This window comes from Roseinatronobacter ekhonensis, assembly GCF_900499075.1.
GTDB classification, from domain to species: Bacteria; Pseudomonadota; Alphaproteobacteria; order Rhodobacterales; family Rhodobacteraceae; genus Roseinatronobacter; species Roseinatronobacter ekhonensis.
In genome coordinates this window covers 28,333-47,551 of the sequence record NZ_UIHC01000010.1, presented here as the reverse complement: position 1 = coordinate 47,551, position 19,219 = coordinate 28,333, and the positions used below count along the sequence as shown (strand labels likewise).

The 19,219-nt window shown below is 61.7% G+C and carries 18 protein-coding genes; 7 read left to right on the top strand and 11 right to left on the bottom strand.

Annotation, left to right across the window (positions count from 1 at the left end):
* Position 1: 1 nt before the first annotated feature.
* From rapZ to ROE7235_RS06900, 4 genes are read right to left on the bottom strand one after another with little or no spacing between them, the layout of a single operon-like run.
* Complete coding sequence (gene rapZ, locus ROE7235_RS06915) at positions 2-886, bottom strand: RNase adapter RapZ (protein ID WP_245963901.1); 885 nt, start codon at positions 884-886, stop codon at positions 2-4.
* 17 nt (positions 887-903) lie between these two features.
* Positions 904-1,347: an HPr kinase/phosphorylase gene (locus tag ROE7235_RS06910; RefSeq protein WP_147434179.1), complete on the bottom strand. Its 444-nt coding sequence runs from the start codon at positions 1,345-1,347 to the stop codon at positions 904-906.
* An 11-nt stretch (positions 1,348-1,358) separates the two neighbouring features.
* A complete protein-coding gene (locus ROE7235_RS06905; RefSeq protein WP_121093982.1) occupies positions 1,359-3,011 on the bottom strand; it encodes a sensor histidine kinase in 1,653 nt (550 codons plus the stop codon).
* Between the two features lie 45 nt (positions 3,012-3,056).
* Positions 3,057-3,755 (bottom strand): response regulator transcription factor, encoded by a 699-nt coding sequence (locus ROE7235_RS06900; protein ID WP_121093980.1) that lies wholly within the window; start codon positions 3,753-3,755, stop codon positions 3,057-3,059.
* Between the two features lie 342 nt (positions 3,756-4,097).
* Between ROE7235_RS06900 and ROE7235_RS06895 the strand changes: the two genes are divergently transcribed.
* A complete protein-coding gene (locus tag ROE7235_RS06895) occupies positions 4,098-5,696 on the top strand; it encodes a phosphoenolpyruvate carboxykinase (protein ID WP_121094089.1) in 1,599 nt (532 codons plus the stop codon).
* Between the two features lie 79 nt (positions 5,697-5,775).
* Here ROE7235_RS06895 and aroA read toward each other — a convergent pair whose 3' ends face one another.
* Complete coding sequence (aroA, locus tag ROE7235_RS06890) at positions 5,776-7,119, bottom strand: 3-phosphoshikimate 1-carboxyvinyltransferase (RefSeq protein ID WP_121093978.1); 1,344 nt, start codon at positions 7,117-7,119, stop codon at positions 5,776-5,778.
* Between the two features lie 136 nt (positions 7,120-7,255).
* Here aroA and ROE7235_RS06885 point away from each other — a divergent pair, with 136 nt between their 5' ends.
* From ROE7235_RS06885 to folD, 5 genes are all read left to right on the top strand, one after another.
* Positions 7,256-8,278 carry an aspartate-semialdehyde dehydrogenase gene (locus tag ROE7235_RS06885; RefSeq protein ID WP_121093976.1) on the top strand — a complete coding sequence of 341 codons (1,023 nt, stop codon included), beginning with the start codon at positions 7,256-7,258 and terminating at the stop codon, positions 8,276-8,278.
* A 182-nt stretch (positions 8,279-8,460) separates the two neighbouring features.
* A complete protein-coding gene (locus tag ROE7235_RS06880) occupies positions 8,461-10,137 on the top strand; it encodes a formate--tetrahydrofolate ligase (RefSeq protein ID WP_121094087.1) in 1,677 nt (558 codons plus the stop codon).
* Positions 10,138-10,276: 139 nt separating this feature from the next.
* On the top strand, positions 10,277-10,588 hold the full coding sequence (locus ROE7235_RS06875; protein WP_121093974.1) for a chorismate mutase: 312 nt from the start codon (positions 10,277-10,279) through the stop codon (positions 10,586-10,588).
* Complete coding sequence (locus tag ROE7235_RS06870) at positions 10,585-11,460, top strand: bifunctional 5,10-methylenetetrahydrofolate dehydrogenase/5,10-methenyltetrahydrofolate cyclohydrolase (protein ID WP_121093972.1); 876 nt, start codon at positions 10,585-10,587, stop codon at positions 11,458-11,460. The genes ROE7235_RS06875 and ROE7235_RS06870 overlap by 4 nt, the downstream gene beginning before the upstream one ends.
* 17 nt (positions 11,461-11,477) lie before the next feature.
* Complete coding sequence (gene folD / locus ROE7235_RS06865) at positions 11,478-12,380, top strand: bifunctional methylenetetrahydrofolate dehydrogenase/methenyltetrahydrofolate cyclohydrolase FolD (protein ID WP_121093970.1); 903 nt, start codon at positions 11,478-11,480, stop codon at positions 12,378-12,380.
* Positions 12,381-12,383: 3 nt separating this feature from the next.
* Here folD and ROE7235_RS06860 read toward each other — a convergent pair whose 3' ends face one another.
* The 4 genes from ROE7235_RS06860 to cysD form a co-directional block, all read right to left on the bottom strand.
* Positions 12,384-13,097 (bottom strand): SDR family NAD(P)-dependent oxidoreductase, encoded by a 714-nt coding sequence (locus tag ROE7235_RS06860; RefSeq protein ID WP_183073372.1) that lies wholly within the window; start codon positions 13,095-13,097, stop codon positions 12,384-12,386.
* Positions 13,094-13,783 (bottom strand): SDR family NAD(P)-dependent oxidoreductase, encoded by a 690-nt coding sequence (locus ROE7235_RS06855; protein WP_147434178.1) that lies wholly within the window; start codon positions 13,781-13,783, stop codon positions 13,094-13,096. Before ROE7235_RS06855 ends, ROE7235_RS06860 begins: the two co-directional genes overlap by 4 nt.
* 93 nt (positions 13,784-13,876) lie before the next feature.
* Entirely contained in the window at positions 13,877-15,775 is a 1,899-nt protein-coding gene (gene cysN, locus ROE7235_RS06850) for a sulfate adenylyltransferase subunit CysN (protein WP_121093966.1), read from the bottom strand.
* The gene (gene cysD, locus ROE7235_RS06845; RefSeq protein ID WP_121093964.1) at positions 15,775-16,680 is read right to left on the bottom strand and encodes a sulfate adenylyltransferase subunit CysD; all 906 of its coding nucleotides are present in this window, start codon (positions 16,678-16,680) and stop codon (positions 15,775-15,777) included. The genes cysN and cysD overlap by 1 nt, the downstream gene beginning before the upstream one ends.
* Before the next feature lie 84 nt (positions 16,681-16,764).
* On the opposite strand from cysD, the gene ROE7235_RS06840 reads away from it, so the two are divergent.
* Positions 16,765-17,616: a helix-turn-helix transcriptional regulator gene (locus ROE7235_RS06840; protein ID WP_121093962.1), complete on the top strand. Its 852-nt coding sequence runs from the start codon at positions 16,765-16,767 to the stop codon at positions 17,614-17,616.
* A gap of 41 nt (positions 17,617-17,657) precedes the next feature.
* Here ROE7235_RS06840 and ROE7235_RS06835 read toward each other — a convergent pair whose 3' ends face one another.
* Both ROE7235_RS06835 and ROE7235_RS06830 read right to left on the bottom strand, forming a co-directional pair.
* Positions 17,658-18,050, bottom strand: coding sequence for a hypothetical protein (locus ROE7235_RS06835; protein WP_121093960.1), 393 nt, complete (start codon positions 18,048-18,050; stop codon positions 17,658-17,660).
* Positions 18,047-19,081 carry an alkane 1-monooxygenase gene (locus ROE7235_RS06830; protein WP_121093958.1) on the bottom strand — a complete coding sequence of 345 codons (1,035 nt, stop codon included), beginning with the start codon at positions 19,079-19,081 and terminating at the stop codon, positions 18,047-18,049. The genes ROE7235_RS06835 and ROE7235_RS06830 overlap by 4 nt, the downstream gene beginning before the upstream one ends.
* Positions 19,082-19,219: the final 138 nt, after the last annotated feature.

The window sequence follows — 19,219 nt, the reverse complement described above, 5'->3', positions numbered from 1 at the left end:
CCTATCCATTCGCCGGGTGGTCCATCCCAGCCTTGCGTTCAAGTTCTCTGTGCCGTTTAGACACGCGCCATGGCCCCCGTGCAAGCCTATTCGCCAGTTTTTCAGCCATGGCGACCGATCTGTGTTGCCCGCCGGTGCACCCCAACGCCACCAGAACCAACGGCTTATCCTGCGCCGCGAATTCCGGCAGTATGCTTTCAACCAGGGCGTGCAGCTTGGTGAAATAGGGCTCGAAACGGGTGTCTTGCATGATGAATTCAGCCACTTTTGGATCGCGCCCATCAAAGCGCCGCAGCTCCGGCTGCCAATGCGGGTTGTTCAGAAACCGGCAGTCGAACACCATATCCGCGCCGCGCGGAATGCCGCGCTTGTAGGAAAAGGACTCGACTTGCACCCCCATGGTCGCGCGCCCCTCGGGCGCAAATCGCTGAACCATCTCGGCGCGCAAATCATGCGGGCTTAGCGCGCTTGTGTCGATCAGCATATCGGCGCGGCTGCGCACAGCGGCCAACAAGCGGGTTTCAAGCGCCACGCCCTCGGCCGGCGGTAAATCGGGGCGCATCGGATGGCGGCGGCGAGTCTCCGAAAACCGCCTGACAAGCGCATCTTCCGAGCAATCGAGATACAACAGATCGAAGCTGGCATCGGGCAGCGCCGCAAGCATCTCGACCAGGCTCAGAAGCGCATCAACCGAAAAATCGCGGTTGCGGATATCGAGGCCCAGTGCCAGCGGGCGCTCCAGCGTTGCACGCACCAGCCGCGGCACCAATGACGAAGGCATGTTGTCGATAGCCTCGAAACCCAGGTCTTCCAATGCCTTGAGCGCGGTGCTGCGGCCCGACCCGGATGGGCCCGTGACCAACACCAACCGTGCTGTCGCGGCCATTTCGCTGCTTTGTCCCGTCATCTCGCGAATGCTCCGTGGGTCTGCCATGCCTGCGCCACCATATATTGCCGCAATCCCGCTGCGGCAGAGGCGGTGGCGGGGATGTGAAGACAGGGCAGCCGTATACCCAACACGGTTTTCCAGCTTGGTTCGGGCAGTCTGACACTGGCCTCCTGATCCAGATCTACCCAGACGGCGACATGCGCGCGCGCCAGACACTCGGCGGCCACTAAACCGATGCCACGCCATTCTATCAGCCCTTTGATCGCTTCAGGGGCGGTCGCGACCAGTGTGCCATTTTCGACATGCATCAAGGTCTGGTCGTCACTGACAAGCCGCGCTCCCGTTGCCATCAGCTCCAGCGCAAGGGTGGATTTCCCGCGCCCAGACGCGCCCGCGAGAACCACTGCATAGGCAGCACCTTCTTGTTCGAAGGCAACCGTGCTGGCATGGACCGCCATCTGCGCCACGGTTAAAGCGGCAGACCCACGACAAACCGCGCACCCAATGGTGGGCTGTCCGGATCGGCGTCGGGCAGGCGAATATTCTCGGCCCAGATCACGCCCTGATGCGCTTCGACAATCTGCTTCGAGATCGCCAGACCAAGGCCCGAGTGGTTTCCGAATTGCTGCACTGGGCGTTCCGAATAAAACCGTTTGAAAACCCGTTTCAAAGCGTTGTCGGGGATGCCCGGCCCGGTATCTTCCACCACAATCAGCACGCGGTCGGCGCGTTTGCGCGCCCAGACGCGCACCGCGTCGCCATCTTCGCAAAACGAAATGGCATTGGTGATAAGGTTCACGAAAACCTGCGCCAGTCGCGATTCCAGCCCGGTCAATATAACCGGCTCATCTGGCAAGAGCTTTACGAATTCCACGCCCTTTTCGTCCGCTTCGGACGACAGATGCTCGCATAGATTATCCAGCAAAAGGGTGAGGTCGAACTCCTCTTCCTCTTCCTTGACCAGTTCGGCATCCAGCCGCGACGCGTTGGACGTGTCCGACACGAGCCGGTCCAGACGCCGCACATCGTGTTCGACCACATCCAGCAGGCGTTGAACCTGATCCTCGCGTTTGGCCATGCGCAAGCTGCCCACTGCAGAACGCAGGCTCGCCAGCGGATTCTTGATCTCATGCGCAACATCCGCGGCGAATTGTTCATTCGCCTCCACCCTGTCATACAGGGCGCTGACCATGCCACGCATGGCGCGCGACAAATCACCGATCTCGTCCGGGCGACCGCTAAGGTCAGGAATGCGGACACGCCCAGGGCGGGACTTGCGCGAGTCGCGGCTTTTCCCAAGCTCGGCCGCAACCGCAAGATCGGCAAGCGGGTTGGCGATGGTCGAGGCCAGTACGAAGCTGAGGCCGATAGAAACGACAAGCGCGATGAGGAAAAATTGCAAAACCTGTTCGCGGTCGTAGCGCATCAGGCGCGCGGTGTCGGCGGCATCGCGCCACATTACCACTGCCCCCTGCACCTGCCCGCCAATCGTCACAGGCGCACTCGCCGTGATCCACATCACATCGTCTGCGCGGTGGGTGTGGGCAGCTTCCACACCAGACAGATTGCGCGCAACAAGGTCTTCGAGCAGTTCGTCGAGCGTTGCCGGTTCCTGCTCTATGCTGGACGCACGCGTCAGGAAGGACATGCCGTTCCAGATCGCACCAAGCGTATCACTGATCGCGGTTGACCGGTCGGGCACATCAGATGGCGGGGCGGGTTCCGTGCCGCGGGTGCGCGCCTGAAGCCGACCGTCGGCATTGAAGAAAAGCAATTCGAACCGCGCGTCCAGCGCAAGCCGATCCGCCACAACGCTCGCCGCCTGTTCAACACCGCCTGCAGCGCCGACAATGTCAGCGACAATCCGAACACTGGTGCCCAACATCTCTTCCTGCTGGCGCAGAAGCGAGTCCCGGAACGGGTTGGTGAACAAAATGCCCGCGACAAGAATGATCAGGGCCAGCAGGTTGAACAACGTGATCTTGCGCGCCAGCGGCGAACTTGAAATGCTGAAAACCCCGCGCCGCGCGCGGGTTGCGCGCACTTCGGATTCAACGGCGTCGCCGGGGCCGACCCAGTCGTCGCCCAGAACAACATCATTCGCTGCTGTTACAACTTCCATTTTCACGATGTCACCTGCCCGATGACGCGCGCCGCATTCGCTGCGTCACGCTTCGTTATACTTGTAACCGATACCGTATAGCGTTTCGATCGACGAAAACTCTGTATCGACCGACCGCATCTTTTTGCGCAGACGCTTGATGTGGCTGTCGATGGTGCGGTCATCGACATAGACTTGATCGTCATAAGCCACGTCCATCAACTGGTCCCGCGACTTGACCACGCCGGGACGGGCAGCGAGCGCCTGCAGCAGCAGGAATTCGGTGACCGTAAGGGTGACATCCTCTCCCTTCCATTTCACTTGATGGCGCAGCGGGTCCATTTCCAGATTGCCACGGACAAGGATCTTGGCTTCCTCGCCGGCTTCGATCACGCCTTCATTGGCCTGTTTGCGGCGCAACAAAGCACGGATGCGCTCGACAAGCAGGCGTTGCGAAAACGGTTTTTTGACATAGTCGTCCGCGCCCATGCGCAGGCCCAGAACCTCGTCAATCTCGTCATCTTTCGAGGTCAGGAAAATGACCGGCATCTGGGTTTTTTGGCGCAGGCGCTGCAACAGCTCCATCCCGTCCATGCGCGGCATTTTCATGTCCAGCACCGCCATGTCGGGCAGCTTGCGGTTGAAGGCATCCAGTGCCGCCTGACCGTCATTATAGGTTTCAACCTCAAACCCTTCGGATTCGAGGCAGATTGACACTGAGGTCAAAATATTACGGTCATCATCGACCAATGCGATTTTCGACATTTGCCTGTCCTTTTATACTGCTCTGGTCTGGCGAGTTCGCCTTATTTTTGCCACAACTATGCCCAAATTCCTTTTTTGTGCAACAAAAATAGTGCTTGCAGCCAGATACAGCATGATTCGCCCAGCAGGTCGTGCCGAACTGCAACAGAATGATGCGCCCCAATCCTTGATATTGCGCTAACTTGGTGTTGGTTGCGCTAACGGCAACAATCTCGCCTATGATTTGCCGTATTCGTGGTGTTAAAGCCAATACGTGGACAGTCGCGGCACTTGCGACCCACTGAAACCGACGCATTGCGCGCCAGTAAGCACTATGTCGCACGCCAGATGGAGCAGGCCCTCATGTCAAACCCCCGTGTTAACCCGACCCAACGCTTGGAAGATCAAGGTATCACCGGCGCGGCACGGGCCTATTACAACCTGCTTGAACCGGCGCTGATGAACGAGGCCATCGCGCGTGGCGAAGGGCAACTGGGGCTTGGGGGCGCGTTTCTTGCCACGACCGGCGCACATACGGGACGTTCGCCCAAGGACAAATTCGTCGTGCGGCGTGCCAGCGTCGAAGACAGTATCTGGTGGGACAACAATGCGCCCATGGCGCCCGACGCGTTCGAGCGTCTGTATGAAGACATGCTGGCGCATGTCAAAGGCCGCGACCTGTTCGTGCAGGACCTGTATGGCGGCGCCGACCCTGCGCACCGTCTGGATGTGCGCGTCGTGACCGAACTGGCGTGGCATGGCCTTTTCATCCGCCACCTGCTGCGTCGGCCAGGGGCCGAAGAACTGGCGACATTCGCCCCCGAATTTACCATCATCAACTGCCCCAGCTTCAAGGCTGACCCCGCGCGCCACGGCTGCCGGTCGGACACCGTAATCGCGCTGGATTTCGAGCGCAAGCTGATCCTGATCGCGAACACCGCCTATGCGGGCGAGAACAAGAAATCGGTGTTCACCCTGCTGAACAACCTGCTGCCCGAAAAAGGCATCATGCCAATGCATTGCTCGGCCAACCACGCCATCGACAACCCGGATGACGCGGCGGTGTTTTTCGGCCTGTCGGGCACGGGCAAGACCACGCTCTCGGCCGACCCCTCGCGCATTCTGATTGGCGATGACGAGCATGGCTGGTCCGATACCGGCATCTTCAACTTCGAAGGTGGCTGCTACGCCAAGACCATCAACCTGAATGCCGAAGCAGAGCCGGAAATTTATGCCACGACCCACCGCTTCGGGTCTGTCGTGGAAAACATGGTCCATGACCCCGACACGCTGGAGCTGGATTTCGAGGATGACAGCCTGACCGCGAACACCCGCGTCGCCTACCCGCTGGATGCGATTTCGAACGCGTCGGAAACCTCGCTGGGTGGCGTGCCGAAAAACGTCATCATGCTGACCTGCGATGCATTCGGCGTGCTGCCCCCGATCGCGCGGCTGACCCCGGCGCAGGCTATGTATCATTTCCTGTCGGGCTTCACATCGAAAGTGGCGGGCACAGAGCAGGGCGTGACCGAACCGCAGCCGACCTTCTCTACCTGCTTTGGCGCGCCGTTCATGCCGCGCCGTCCCGAAGTTTATGGCAAGCTGCTGCAAGACAAGATCGCCGAATTCGGTGCGGAATGCTGGCTGGTCAATACCGGCTGGACTGGCGGCGCCTATGGCACCGGCTCTCGTATGCCGATCCGCGCTACCCGTGCGCTGCTAACCGCGGCACTGGACGGATCATTGAAAGACGCAGAGTTCCGCCGCGATCCGAATTTCGGCTTCTTGGTGCCCATTTCGGTGCCGGGCGTGGCCGATGTGTTGCTGGACCCGCGCCGCACTTGGGAAAGCTCAGAGGCTTATGACGCACAGGCCCAGAAGCTGGTCGAGATGTTTGCCGAGAATTTCGCGCAATACGTGCCCTATATCGACGACACGGTGAAGCAGGCCGCAATCGGCTGACTGCACGATCCAGAATAACGACACCCGGCACGCAAAAAGCGGGCCGGGTTTTTTGATGGGCGTGCGCTAACGGCGCGCGTTACGAATTCGCGCGCGTGATCTGTGCGCCAAGGCCGGTCATCAACGGCTCGAACACCGGAAAGGACGTGGCGACGGGGCTCGCGTCATCGACCGTGATCGGCTTGGCACTGACCATCCCCAGACACAGGAACGCCATGGCGATGCGGTGGTCCAGATGGCTGGCCACCGTCGCGCCGCCCGGAACCGCTGCCATGCCGTGCACGGTCAGGCTGTCCTCGGTTTCCTCCACCCGCACACCGCAGGCTTCAAGACCCCGCGCCATGGCGTCGATACGGTCGGATTCCTTGACGCGCAATTCCTTGATGCCGGTCATGACCGTCACCCCTTCGGCAGTTGCGGCCAATGCGGCAAGGATCGGGTATTCGTCGATCATGCTGGCAGCGCGTTCGGGCGGCACGTCAATGCCCTTCAGCGGGCCAAAGCGCACGCGCAGATCGGCGACAGGCTCGCCCCCTTCCTCACGCAGGTTTTCCATGACCAGATCGGCGCCCATGTCCTGCAATGTCAGAAAAATGCCATTCCGCGTGGGATTTTGGCTGACACCGGGCACCAAAATGTTCGATTCTTGCACCATCAGCGCGGCGCATACCGGAAAGGCGGCAGAGCTGGGATCGCGCGGCACGGCCACGTCCTGCCCGGTCAGTTCGGGCTGGCCTGTCAGGGTGATGACGCGCCCCTCTTCCGTATCCTCGACCGTCAGTTCCGCGCCAAAGCCGCGCAGCATCCGTTCGGTATGGTCGCGGGTGGGTTCGCCCTCGATCACAACTGTCTGCCCCGGTGCGTTCAACCCGGCCAGCAACACCGCCGATTTCACCTGCGCCGAGGGCATGGGCACACGGTATCGCACGGGCACAGGGTCCGCCGCGCCAACGACTGTCATCGGCAACCGCCCGCCCTCGCGCCCGACCGCCTGCGCACCGAACAGCGCCAGCGGGTCGGTCACGCGGCCCATCGGGCGTTTCACAAGGCTGGCATCGCCTGTAAATGTCGCAGTCAGATCGGTTGTGGCCATCGCCCCCATGATCAACCGAACGCCGGTGCCGGAATTGCCGCAGTCAATGACGCGGTCAGGTTCGGCAAAGCCGCCCACGCCCACGCCATGGACCGACCATTCGCCGGGCCCGTGTTGCGTGACCTCTGCGCCAAACGCCCGCATGGCAGCGGCAGTATCCAGCACGTCCTGCCCTTCCAACAGGCCGGTGATGCGGGTTTCCCCCACCGACAGCGCCCCAAGAATGAGCGCGCGGTGCGAAATGGATTTATCGCCCGGCACCTCTGCCACCCCCTGCAAAGGGCCGGATTTACGGGCAGTCATCGGGATCGCGGGGCCGTGGCCGGACATGGGGCAACCTTTCGAAACAGGGCGTCGCAGGGCTGATACCGCAACCCGCCTGCCCCGTCCATAACCCCAAGCCGCCCCCTATACCTTGGCGCGCGAATGCGCTATGTGCCGCGCGACCAAGTCATAGGAGACAGACATGGGCTACAAGATCGTCGTCGTTGGTGCCACGGGCAATGTGGGCCACGAAATGCTGAACATCCTCGCAGAGCGCGAGTTCCCGGTTGAGGAGATCGCCGTTCTGGCATCCCGTCGTAGCCAGGGCACAGAGGTCAGCTTTGGCGAGAGAACCCTGAAATGCCAGGATCTGGAGCAGTTCGATTTCACCGGCTGGGACATGGCGCTATTCGCAATCGGGTCTGATGCGACCAAGAAATTCGCGCCCATCGCCGCCAAAGCGGGCTGCGTGGTGATCGACAACTCGTCGCTCTATCGCTACGACCCCGATGTGCCGCTGGTGGTGCCGGAAGTGAATGCCGAAGCAGTCGATGGTTACACCAAGAAGAACATCATCGCGAATCCCAACTGCTCGACCGCGCAGATGGTCGTCGCGCTGAAGCCGCTGCATGACCGTGCGCGCATCAAGCGTGTGGTGGTCAGCACCTACCAGTCCGTGTCGGGCAGCGGGAAAGAGGCGATGGACGAGCTGTGGAACCAGACCAAGGGCATGTTCGTGCCCGGTCAGGAAGTAGCGCCCAGCGTCTACCCCAAGCAGATCGCATTCAACGTGATCCCGCATATCGACGTGTTCATGGATGACGGCTCCACCAAGGAAGAGTGGAAAATGGTCGCGGAAACCAAGAAAATCATGGACCCCAAGATCAGGCTGACCGCGACCTGCGTGCGCGTGCCGGTGTTTGTGGGCCACTCCGAAGCGATCAATATCGAGTTCGAGGATTTTCTGGACGAGGACGAGGCCCGCGACATCCTGCGCGAGGCGCCGGGCATTCTGGTCGTCGATAAGCGCGAGGATGGCGGCTATATCACCCCCGTCGACAGCGTGGGCGAATATGCCACCTATATCAGCCGCATCCGGCCGGACAGCACGATCGAGAACGGGCTGAACATCTGGTGTGTCAGCGACAACCTGCGCAAGGGTGCCGCGCTGAACGCGGTGCAGATTGCCGAAGTTCTGGGACAGCGTTGCCTGAAAAAGGGCTGATACCGTGACAAGACCGAAACGCGGGGGTGTGCAAACACCCTCGCGTTTTTTTGTGGCCGACCGCATACCGAAAACGCGGCGCGGCGGAACTGACGGCAAAACTGTCGCAATCGCCCCTGTTCGCCCCCTGCGCGCCGGATATAGCGATGGGGAACGCGACACCATACCGCAGGGAGGGGCACATGGGCTTCAAGACAGATATCGAAATCGCCCGCGAGGCACAGAAAAGGCCGATTCAGGAGATTGGTGCGAAACTGGATATTCCGACCGAACACCTGCTGCCCTTCGGGCATGACAAGGCCAAGGTCAGCCAGGATTTCGTCGCTGATGCCCGTGCCCGCAAACGCGGCAAGCTGATCCTTGTGACCGCGATCAACCCCACCCCTGCCGGCGAGGGCAAGACCACAACCACGGTGGGTTTGGGCGACGGGCTGAACGCGATCGGCAAACGCGCGGCGATCTGCATCCGCGAAGCCTCGCTTGGCCCGAATTTCGGGATGAAGGGCGGGGCCGCGGGCGGCGGCATGGCGCAAGTGGTCCCGATGGAAGACATGAACCTGCATTTCACGGGCGATTTCCACGCGATCACATCGGCGCATAACCTGCTATCGGCGATGATCGACAACCATATCTATTGGGGTAACGCGCTGGAGATCGACGAGCGCCGCATCGTCTGGCGCCGCGTGATGGACATGAATGACCGCGCGCTGCGCGACACGGTCGTCAGCTTGGGCGGCGTGTCCAACGGCTTTCCGCGCCAGACCGGCTTTGACATTACCGTGGCCTCCGAGGTTATGGCGATCCTGTGCCTTGCCGCCGATCTGGACGACCTGCAAAACCGTCTGGGCGACATTGTCGTGGCCTATACCCGCGAGAAGAAAGCGATCACCTGCCGCGACATCGGGGCCGAGGGCGCGATGACCGTGCTGTTGAAAGACGCGATGCAGCCCAACCTTGTGCAAACGCTGGAGAACAACCCTGCCTTCGTGCATGGCGGACCCTTCGCCAATATCGCGCATGGCTGCAATTCTGTCGTCGCCACGCAAACCGCGCTGGGGCTGGCGGATTACGTCGTGACCGAAGCGGGCTTTGGCGCGGATCTGGGCGCAGAGAAGTTTTTCGACATCAAATGCCGCAAGGCAGGGCTTTCGCCGTCTGTCGCGGTCATTGTCGCGACAGTACGCGCGATGAAGATGAACGGGGGCGTGGCTAAAGCGGATCTTGGTTCGGAAAATGTAAGTGCAGTGCAGAAAGGCTGCCCAAATCTGGGGCGGCATATCGAGAATGTGAAAGGTTTTGGCGTGCCTGTGGTCGTCGCCATCAACCATTTCCACAGCGATACCGAGGCCGAGGTCGCGGCGGTGAAAGCCTATGTCGCCGAACAGGGTGCAGAGGCCATCCTGTGCCGCCACTGGGCCGAAGGCTCCAAGGGCGTCACGGAACTGGCCACCCGCGTGGCGGAACTGGCTGATGCCGAGCAGTCGCAATTCGCCCCGCTCTACCCGGATGAGATGCCGCTGTTCGAGAAGATGCAGACCATCGCGCGGCGCATTTACCGTGCGGACGATGTGCTCGCCGACGACAAGATCCGTGCGCAACTGAAGGAATGGGAAGCTGCGGGCTATGGCAACCTACCCATCTGCATGGCCAAGACGCAGTATTCCTTCACCACCGATCCGACACGGCGCGGCGCGCCCACGGGCCATTCGGTGCCGGTGCGCGAGGTGCGTCTGTCCGCCGGGGCGGGCTTTATCGTGGCCATCTGCGGAGAGATCATGACCATGCCCGGCCTGCCGCGCAAACCGGCGGCAGAAAACATCCGCTTCAACGAGGAAGGACTGATCGAAGGGCTGTTCTAAGGGGATGACAGGACGCCGCTCGCCGGGCCGGGTGCGGCCCGGCGTCGCCCCGCCCTCCATCCCGTTTGAACGCGTTTGCAGTTGCAGCATGGCCGGTCTAGGACACAAGGACATGATCCGTTCATAGAGGCCCTCTGCGATGCCCGATCCAAAATCCTGCACTGACATGGCGCAACTACGTGCCCAGATTGACCAGATTGACCGCGAGCTTGTGACGCTGCTCACCCAGCGCGCCGCGCATATCGACCGCGCGATAGAGTTGAAACCGGGCGAAGGGCTGCCAGCACGAATTGATGCACGGGTGCGCGACGTTCTGGACAGGGTTGCAGCAGAAGCCACGACCCAAGGGCTGGACCCCGCGCTGGCGCGCGCGCTCTGGTCCGAATTGATTGACTGGTCCATCGCCCGTGAAGAGCGGGTCTTGGGTGCGACACGAAAGGGCACGGCATGACCGCCACGCTGATTGACGGAAAATCCATCGCACAAACGATGCGTGACGAGGTCGCGCGCGATGTGGCCGAACTGGACCGGACCGGCTGGGCACCCAAGCTGGTGTCGATCACCGTGGGCGATGGCGAAGCTTCGGCTCTGTATGTCCGCAACCAGCAAAAGCAGGCAGAATCTACTGGCGTGGAATTCGAGCAGCGCACCTATCCGGCCGAGATTTCGCTGGAACAACTGACCGGCGTGCTGACCGGGTTGAACAGTGACCCCAGAGTGCACGGCATTATCATCCAGCGCCCGCTGCCCGCACATATTCCGGTCAAGGCACTGCAAAAGGCGGTGCACCCGTTCAAGGATGTGGAAGGGATGCACCCGGCCTCTATCGGGAATATTGTCTATAACGATCTGGCACTTGGCCCGTGCACCGCTGTTGCGGCGGTCGAGATGCTGAAGACCCTGCCCTTGCAGGTCGAAGGGCTGGACGTGGTCGTGATCGGGCATTCGGAAATTGTCGGCAAGCCCATCGCCTTTTTGATGATGGGGCTGGGGGCGACGGTCACGGTCTGCCACCACATGACTCGGCAGGTGGCGGTACATTCGCGCCGCGCCGACGCTGTGTTTGTCGCCGTGGGCCGCCCCGGTCTTGTGACCGGAGAGATGCTGAAACCAGGCGCTGCGCTGATTGATATCGGGATAAACCGGGTCGAAGGCCGCACCGTGGGTGACGCCGATTTCGACAGTTGCGCCGAGGTCACGGGGTGGATCACACCCGTTCCGGGCGGCGTGGGGCCTGTAACGGTGGCCACCTTGTTGAAGAACGCGGTTCTGGCTGCGCGGATGCAGCGGGATCATTATGCGGCAAGCTACGCCGCCAGCTAAGTGCAAGGAGAGGGACGATGTCTGCCACCCTGATTGACGGAAAAGCCTTTGCGGCGCGCGTGCGCGACAAGGTCGCAGATCATGTGACGCGGCTGCGCGAGGAGCACGGGATCGTTCCCGGTTTGGCCGTTGTGCTTGTCGGCGAAGACCCGGCAAGCCAAGTCTATGTGCGCTCGAAAGGGAAGCAGACGGTCGAGTGCGGAATGGCATCTTTCGAACATAAGCTGGATGCAGACACACCCGAGGCGGACCTGCTTGCACTGGTCGCAAAGTTGAACGCCGACCCCGAAGTTCACGGCATTTTGGTGCAGTTACCGCTGCCTGCTCATCTGGATTCGGACCTTGTCATCAACAGTATCGACCCGGCCAAGGATGTGGACGGCTTTCACATTTCCAATGTTGGTTTGTTGGGAACAGGCCAGAAAAGCATGGTGCCCTGCACGCCGCTGGGGTGCCTGATGATGCTGCGCGACCATCACGGCAGCCTGTCGGGGATGAACGCGGTCGTGGTGGGCCGCTCGAACATTGTCGGCAAACCGATGGCACAATTGTTGCTGGGCGAAAGCTGCACGGTCACGATCGCACATTCGCGCACCAAGGATCTGCCCGAGGTGTGCCGCCGCGCCGATATTCTGGTTGCTGCCGTGGGCCGGCCCGAAATGATCCCCGGCGATTGGGTGAAACCCGGCGCGACGGTGATTGACGTGGGCATCAACCGGATTGACGCGCCAGAAAAGGGCGCGGGCAAGACCCGGCTGGTCGGCGATGTGGCGTTTGACGGCTGCGCTGCCGTGGCGGGTGCAATAACGCCTGTGCCCGGCGGTGTCGGTCCGATGACGATTGCCTGCTTGCTGGCCAATACCGTGACCGCATGCTGCCGCGCCAACGGGCTGGCAGAGCCAGAGGGGCTGACCGCCTGATCGCTATTTCAGCTTGGAGAACAAGACCCGGCCCATGAGCCGGGTCATGATTTGCGGGGCAAGGCGGCCCAGAAACGCCGCGAGCTTCGGCCCTGCGCCGGGAATGATCGTAAAGCGGCGCGCGTTCAGAATTGCCTGCGCCGCGCGATCCGGGGCAAGGCGGCCTTTTGCACTGGAGCCCTCGGGCGCGTAGCGGCTTGCATGGGGTGTATCCATCGGGCCGGGGCAGGCCAATTGAACCTTTACGCCACGCTTGCGCATTGGTCCGCGCAAAGAGCGTGCAAAGCCTGCCAGACCATCCTTGCTGGCAGCATAACTGGCGGCACCGGGATAGCCAGTAAAGCACGAAAGCGACGCGACAAAGACAAGTCGCGCCCCGGCGTTCAGGTGGTCGCCCGTGTCCAGCATATGCACAAGCCGCACCGGACCGGTCAGGTTGACCGATGTCACCGCATGATGGTCGGACAGCGGGATCGCCTCGAACCGGCCGGTGGCGCTGATGCCTGCCGAGAGGATGACCAGATCGAACGGACCATTCGCCGCCAGCCATTGGACTAGTGCGTCCCACGCGGCGGGGTCCGCGCTGCCCATGTCATGCGCAAAACCCTGCGCGGTTGGTGCAATGTCGATCACATGGACTGTATTGCCGCGCGCGGCGCAGGTTGACGCAAACGCCGCGCCCAGCCCGCTGGCACCGCCTGTTATCAGAACCTTCATACCGTCCTCCCGCCCAGACGGTGCAGGCCAACCCGCAGAAAGGACACGGTTTGCCGGTCTGCGCCGCGCCGCGCTTCCAGTGCATGCAACAGGGCGGCAGCGGTGCGACGCGGCGGCAGGAACAGCCGGTCCGCGAAATCGGGGGTGCGGCCCGCGCGCGTGGCCATGCCCGTCGCCACAGGGCCGGGGTGCAACACACGCACCGTCACCGCGCCGCGCCATTCTTCGGCCAGCGCACGGCCAAACCCGTCCAGCGCGGCCTTGCTGGCGGCATAGACCGGCATTCCCGCCGCCCCCTTTTGCGCGACAGAACCGACAAGGCCCAAACGCCCGCCCGCAAGCGCAGGCCGCAAACGATGCGCAAGGGTGATATTCGCTTCAAGGTTAATAGCCAGCACACGGGCGATGTCTTCGGGCGTTTCCCGGGCGAGCGGCCGAAAATAGCCCGCGCCCGCGTTCAGCACAGCCGCCTGCACGCGCCCCTGCCCTGTGGCCCAGTCGGCCAGCTCGGCCACGGCGCGCGGGTCCGACAGGTCACAGGGCAGATACGGGCAATCCGGGAAATCGGCAGGCAATTGGTCGGGCGCGCGGCGCCCCGTGGCGCGCACAACGGCCCCCCGCGCAACCAGCAGGCGCACCATCTCCAGCCCCAAGCCCGAAGAGGCACCGGTCACAAACCACGTCACAATGGTCCCCTTTGTGCTACGCGACTGCCCCCTCGCTATGCGCAAAGACCCGCCCCAACAAGGGCGGGCCAGTTCACATGCGCGACAACCAGACTAGGGAAGCAACTTGGCGATGATCAGGTCTGCCGCCGCATCCGCGCTCATCTGGGTGGTGTCGATGCGGATTTGCGGTGCCTCTGGCGGCTCATACGGCGAATCGATACCGGTAAAGTTCTTCAACTCCCCCGCGCGGGCCTTGGCATACAGCCCTTTCACATCGCGCTTTTCGGCCTCTTCCAACGGTGTGTCGATAAAGACCTCGATGAACTCGCCCGGCTGCATCACGCCGCGCACCATCTCGCGTTCGGACCGGAACGGAGAGATGAAGGCCGTGATCACGATCAGCCCGGCATCGGTCATCAGGCGCGCCACCTCGCCCACGCGGCGGATGTTTTCCACTCGGTCGGTATCGGTAAAGCCCAGATCCTTGTTCAGACCGTGACGCACATTGTCACCATCCAACAAGAACGTGTGGCGATTCATCCGCGCCAGTTTCTTTTCCACAAGGTTGGCGATGGTCGATTTGCCCGACCCTGACAGGCCCGTCATCCAGAGCACCATAGGTGCCTGGTTCTTCAGGCTGGCATGATGTTCGCGGCTGATATCGGTGGCCTGCCGGTGAATGTTCTGTGCACGCCGCAGCGAGAAATGGATCAATCCCGCGCCAACGGTGCGGTTGGTCATCTTGTCGATCAGGATGAACCCACCCAGATCGCGGCTGTCGGTGTAGGGTGCGAACGGAATGTCACGGTCCACCGTCACATTTGCGACGCCGATGGCGTTCAGGTCCAGCGTTTTGGCCGCCAGTTGCTCCATCGTGTTGACGTTGACCTGATACTTGGGCTGCGAAATCGTGGCGCTGACGGTCTGCGGCCCCAGCTTCATCCAATAGGTGCGACCGGGGGTCAGGTCGACCTCATCCATCCAGATCACTGTCGCCTCGAACTGGTCGGCCACTTCGACCGGGCTTTTGGCGGCGGTGATAAGCTGGCCGCGCGAACAGTCGATTTCATCGGCCAGACACAGCGTGATCGCCTGTCCGGCAACAGCTTGGGCAAGGTCGCCATCCATCGTCACGATCCGAGAGATGGTAGAGGTCTTGCCCGAAGGCAGCACGCGCACGCTGTCACCCACGGCCACCGAGCCTGTGGCGATCGTGCCGGAAAACCCGCGGAAATCCAGGTTCGGGCGGTTCACCCATTGCACCGCCATGCGGAATGGCTTGTCCTGCTCAACGCTCTGGTTCAGCTCGACCGTTTCCAGATGCTCCAGCAGCACAGGGCCATCATGCCACGGCGTGTTGTCACTGCGCGTGGTGATGTTATCGCCCGCAAGCCCCGAAATCGGGATCGCGGTGAACTCGGAAATGCCGATGCTTTCGGCAAATGCACGGTAGTCGGCGACAATGGCGTCATATTTGGCGCGGTCATAGCCGATCAGGTCCATCTTGTTCACGGCAAGCACGATGTTGCGAATGCCGATCAGATGCGCGAGGTAGCTGTGCCGCCGCGTCTGTGTCAGCACGCCCTTGCGCGCGTCAATCAGGATGACGGCAAGGTCGGCGGTGGACGCGCCTGTTACCATGTTGCGGGTATATTGCTCATGCCCCGGCGTGTCGGCCACGATGAATTTGCGTTTGTCGGTGGCAAAAAAGCGGTAGGCCACGTCGATGGTAATGCCCTGCTCGCGTTCTGCCGCCAGACCGTCGACCAGCAGCGCGAAATCAATCCCCTCGCCTTGCGTGCCCACGCGCTTGCTGTCGGATTCAAGCGTGGCCAACTGGTCCTCGAAAATCATCTTGCTGTCATACAGCAGCCGCCCGATCAGCGTGGATTTCCCGTCATCCACCGACCCACAGGTGATAAAGCGCAGCATGGTCTTGTGCTGATGAATTTCCAGATATTTATCAATATCTTCCGCAATCAGCGCATCGGTTTTGTAGATATCTGACATCAGAAATACCCTTCCTGCTTCTTCTTCTCCATCGACGCGGCCTGATCGTGGTCGATGGCGCGGCCCTGACGTTCCGACGTGGTGGTCAGCAGCATTTCCTGAATGATCTGCGGCAAGGTGGTTGCCTCTGACTCGACCGCGCCGGTCAGCGGATAGCAGCCCAGCGTGCGGAAACGGACGGAGCGCATAACAGGCTCTTCGCCGTCGCAAAGTGGGAAGCGGTCGTCATCGACCATCAACAGCATGCCGTCACGTTCGACCGTGGGGCGCTTCGCGGCGTAGTATAGCGGCACAATGTCAATGTTTTCCAAATGGATATACTGCCAGATATCCAGTTCGGTCCAGTTGGACAGCGGGAAAACGCGCATGGATTCGCCCTTGGCCTTGTGCGCATTATAGGTGCGCCACAGCTCCGGCCGCTGGTTCTTGGGGTCCCAGCGGTGCGATGCGGTCCGAAAGCTGAAAATCCGCTCCTTGGCGCGGCTTTTCTCTTCGTCGCGGCGCGCGCCGCCGAACGCGGCGTCAAAGCCGTGCAGGTCCAGCGCCTGTTTCAGCCCTTCGGTTTTCCACATATCGGTATGCAGGCCACCATGGTCGAACGGGTTGATCCCTTGGCGCAGCGCATCGGGGTTCTGGTGCACGATCAGTTGCATCCCGGCCTTGCGCGCGGCGGCTTCGCGCATCGCATACATGGCCTTGAATTTCCATGTGGTGTCGACATGCAACAGCGGGAACGGCGGCGGTGAGGGGTAGAACGCCTTTTTCGCGACATGCAGCATGCAGGCGCTGTCTTTGCCGACGCTGTACAACATGACGGGGTTGTCGGCTTGGGCGACCACCTCGCGCATGATGTGGATCGCCTCGGCCTCTAGCCGTTGCAGGTGGGTCAGGGTGCTCTGTGTCATATCCGCTCCGCAGGTTGCGCTTGGACGGGGGTGTAATCGCGAACGGAATTGCCCACACCCCCCAAATGGGGGTATGGTGCCAGAATGATCGCGCGTGATGACAGTGACATCCTTCTGGCGCTTGGCGAAACGGCGCGCGATACAGCCGCATGGGACCGTGTGCTGCTGCAATTGCGCGACCAGATGCAGGCAGCGCGCGCCACGCTGTACACAGAGCGCGCAGTTTTCGGCGACACCCTGCCCTGTCCCACCTGTTTTGGCGCGCTGCGTCCGAACCGTGTCTATAGCGCAGAGGAACTTGTGGACCGTGCGGGGCCGTTTGACCCCGATTTCACCGAGGGCGACGCGCGTGTGGTCGTTGCACAAAAACCTTGGGCCGCTTTGTGGCTGCACAAGCCGCGCGGCAGCTTTCGCGCCGCCGACAGCGCGCGCCTGTCTGCGTTGATGCCGCATATCGCGCAAGCCGTTGTATTGGGACAAGAGCGCGCGGCGATGGCGCAGGCACTGAACGGCGCGCAAGCGCTGCTCTGGCGGGCGGGGCTGGGACAGATCGGGCCGGATGGGCCCGATGCGACGGCCACGCGCCTGTTAGCAGAGGCTGGACATGCCATACCGACAGCCGTCGCACCCGGTGCTATGCAGGCCCTCGGCGGCATCACGGCTTATGGACTGCCGGATGGCGACATGCTGCTAAGGGCCAAACGCGACTTGCCTGCGCCAGAGCGGATCGCAAGCGCCTTGGGCCTGACCTTGTCAGAAGCGCGGCTGGCGCGCGCCCTGGGCCAAGGTTCGGCGCTGACCGAGGCCAGCGCGGCCCTAGGCCTGACCCGGGAAACCGGACGCAGCTATGCCAAGCAGATATATGCGAAAACCGGGGTTGCGGGGCAAAGCGGACTTGTGCGCTTGCTATGGTGCAGCGCCTTGGCGTTTGGCTGATCGTCACAGCACGGGGCCAGGCGAATGCCCGCCACAACGTATCAAACCCCGACCTGTGGCCCCGGACAGATCAGCGGACGCGGGCTTTGCTGCACCTCGTAAAGTTCGGTGCCACCCTCGCCCATGAAGCGCGCGTTCAGGCCAGCCTCGTCTTGCCAGAAGATCCAGCAATGTTCTTCATTCGGAAAGTCATCATAGACAAAGCAGATCTGTTCATCGCGCGGAAACCAGCGCCCTTCGCGGCATTCCTCTTGCATGAACGCCCATGTCGTGCGCCTTCCCTCGCGGAATTCCTCTATCCCGTAGGACTGCCCGTCAAACCCGAACGTCAGGGTTCGGCCGGTCACATACGCCTCGAACTCGGCAGCGGTCATCGGTGTTTGCGCATGCGCGGGCAGTGCCAGCAGCACCAGCGCCAGAATGATACGGATCATGCAACCTCCATTCGTGCGACGGCCTTATCCACCCGCCTGTCCATGATTTTGAACCACAGCGGCGGCACAAGCGCAATGATCCCCATGGCAGGCAGCGAATAGGGCAGAACCGGCATATCTGCGTCCAGCCGCAACGCGGGATAGACACGGCCCGGATTGGCATGGTGATCGGAATGGCGCGATGCGTTGACCATCATATGCGAGGAAAACCAATGCGGGCTGTTCCAGCTATGGAGCATGGTCTGGGGCGCGTAGCTTCCATCGGGCAGCTTGCGCCGCGCCAGCCCGTAATGTTGCAAATAATCCACCATCGCCAGCTGCGATTGCGCGTAAAAGCACAGGCCGAGATACGCCAGCACCCCCGCCCCGCCAAAGGCCAGCCACATCGCAAGCAAGAGGGCCACTGCCCCGCCCACATATTCGACATACGGGTTGCGCCGCCCGGTGCGCGCGGCGCGCGCACGCTCGACCGCGAAACCGCGTGTGAAACTGCCGATCCAGCCGCGCGTGAAATAGGCATAAAAGCTGCGCCCCTTGGGCGGGAAATTCGGGTCTTTGGGCGTGGCTACATGGGCGTGGTGCAACAGGCGGTGCGCCGTGGTGTGATGGCCATACAGCATAGAGATATAGACCCATTTGCCCAGCCCGAACAACGTCGCGGTGCTGCGGTGGATCAGCTCATGCGCGTTGGAATTGCTGATCTGCCCGAAGAACAGACCAAAGCCGAAAAACGCCAGAACCTGGTCCAACGTGGTCAGCCCCGTAGCCCCCGCCACTGCCGCAACGCCAAGCGGGACGAGCGCCAGATGGGACAGCGCCAGCGCCACCGACAGACGGTTGGCGGCGCGTTCCGTGGACTCGTCGGCACCCTCGCGATTGGCCATTGCCAAAGCTTCATCCAACCCGAAGGCGAAGAAGGATGTATAAAGCGCCGCCGCCCACAGCCATAGCCCGCCATAGACCGCGCCGAACGCCAACAGCGCCACCGGAGGCAGGCTGGCAAGAGCGAAAGGAAGAACAGGGTGTTTCATTTTAGGACAACCACATGGCTTTGATACAAAGATAGCACGACACGCCAAAAGCGCCATGCGGCTGATTGCAGTTTTGATGGTGCAAGGCGCGTCTTTCCCTTTGCCGCACAATGCGCTAGCCCTGTGCTGAACAACTAA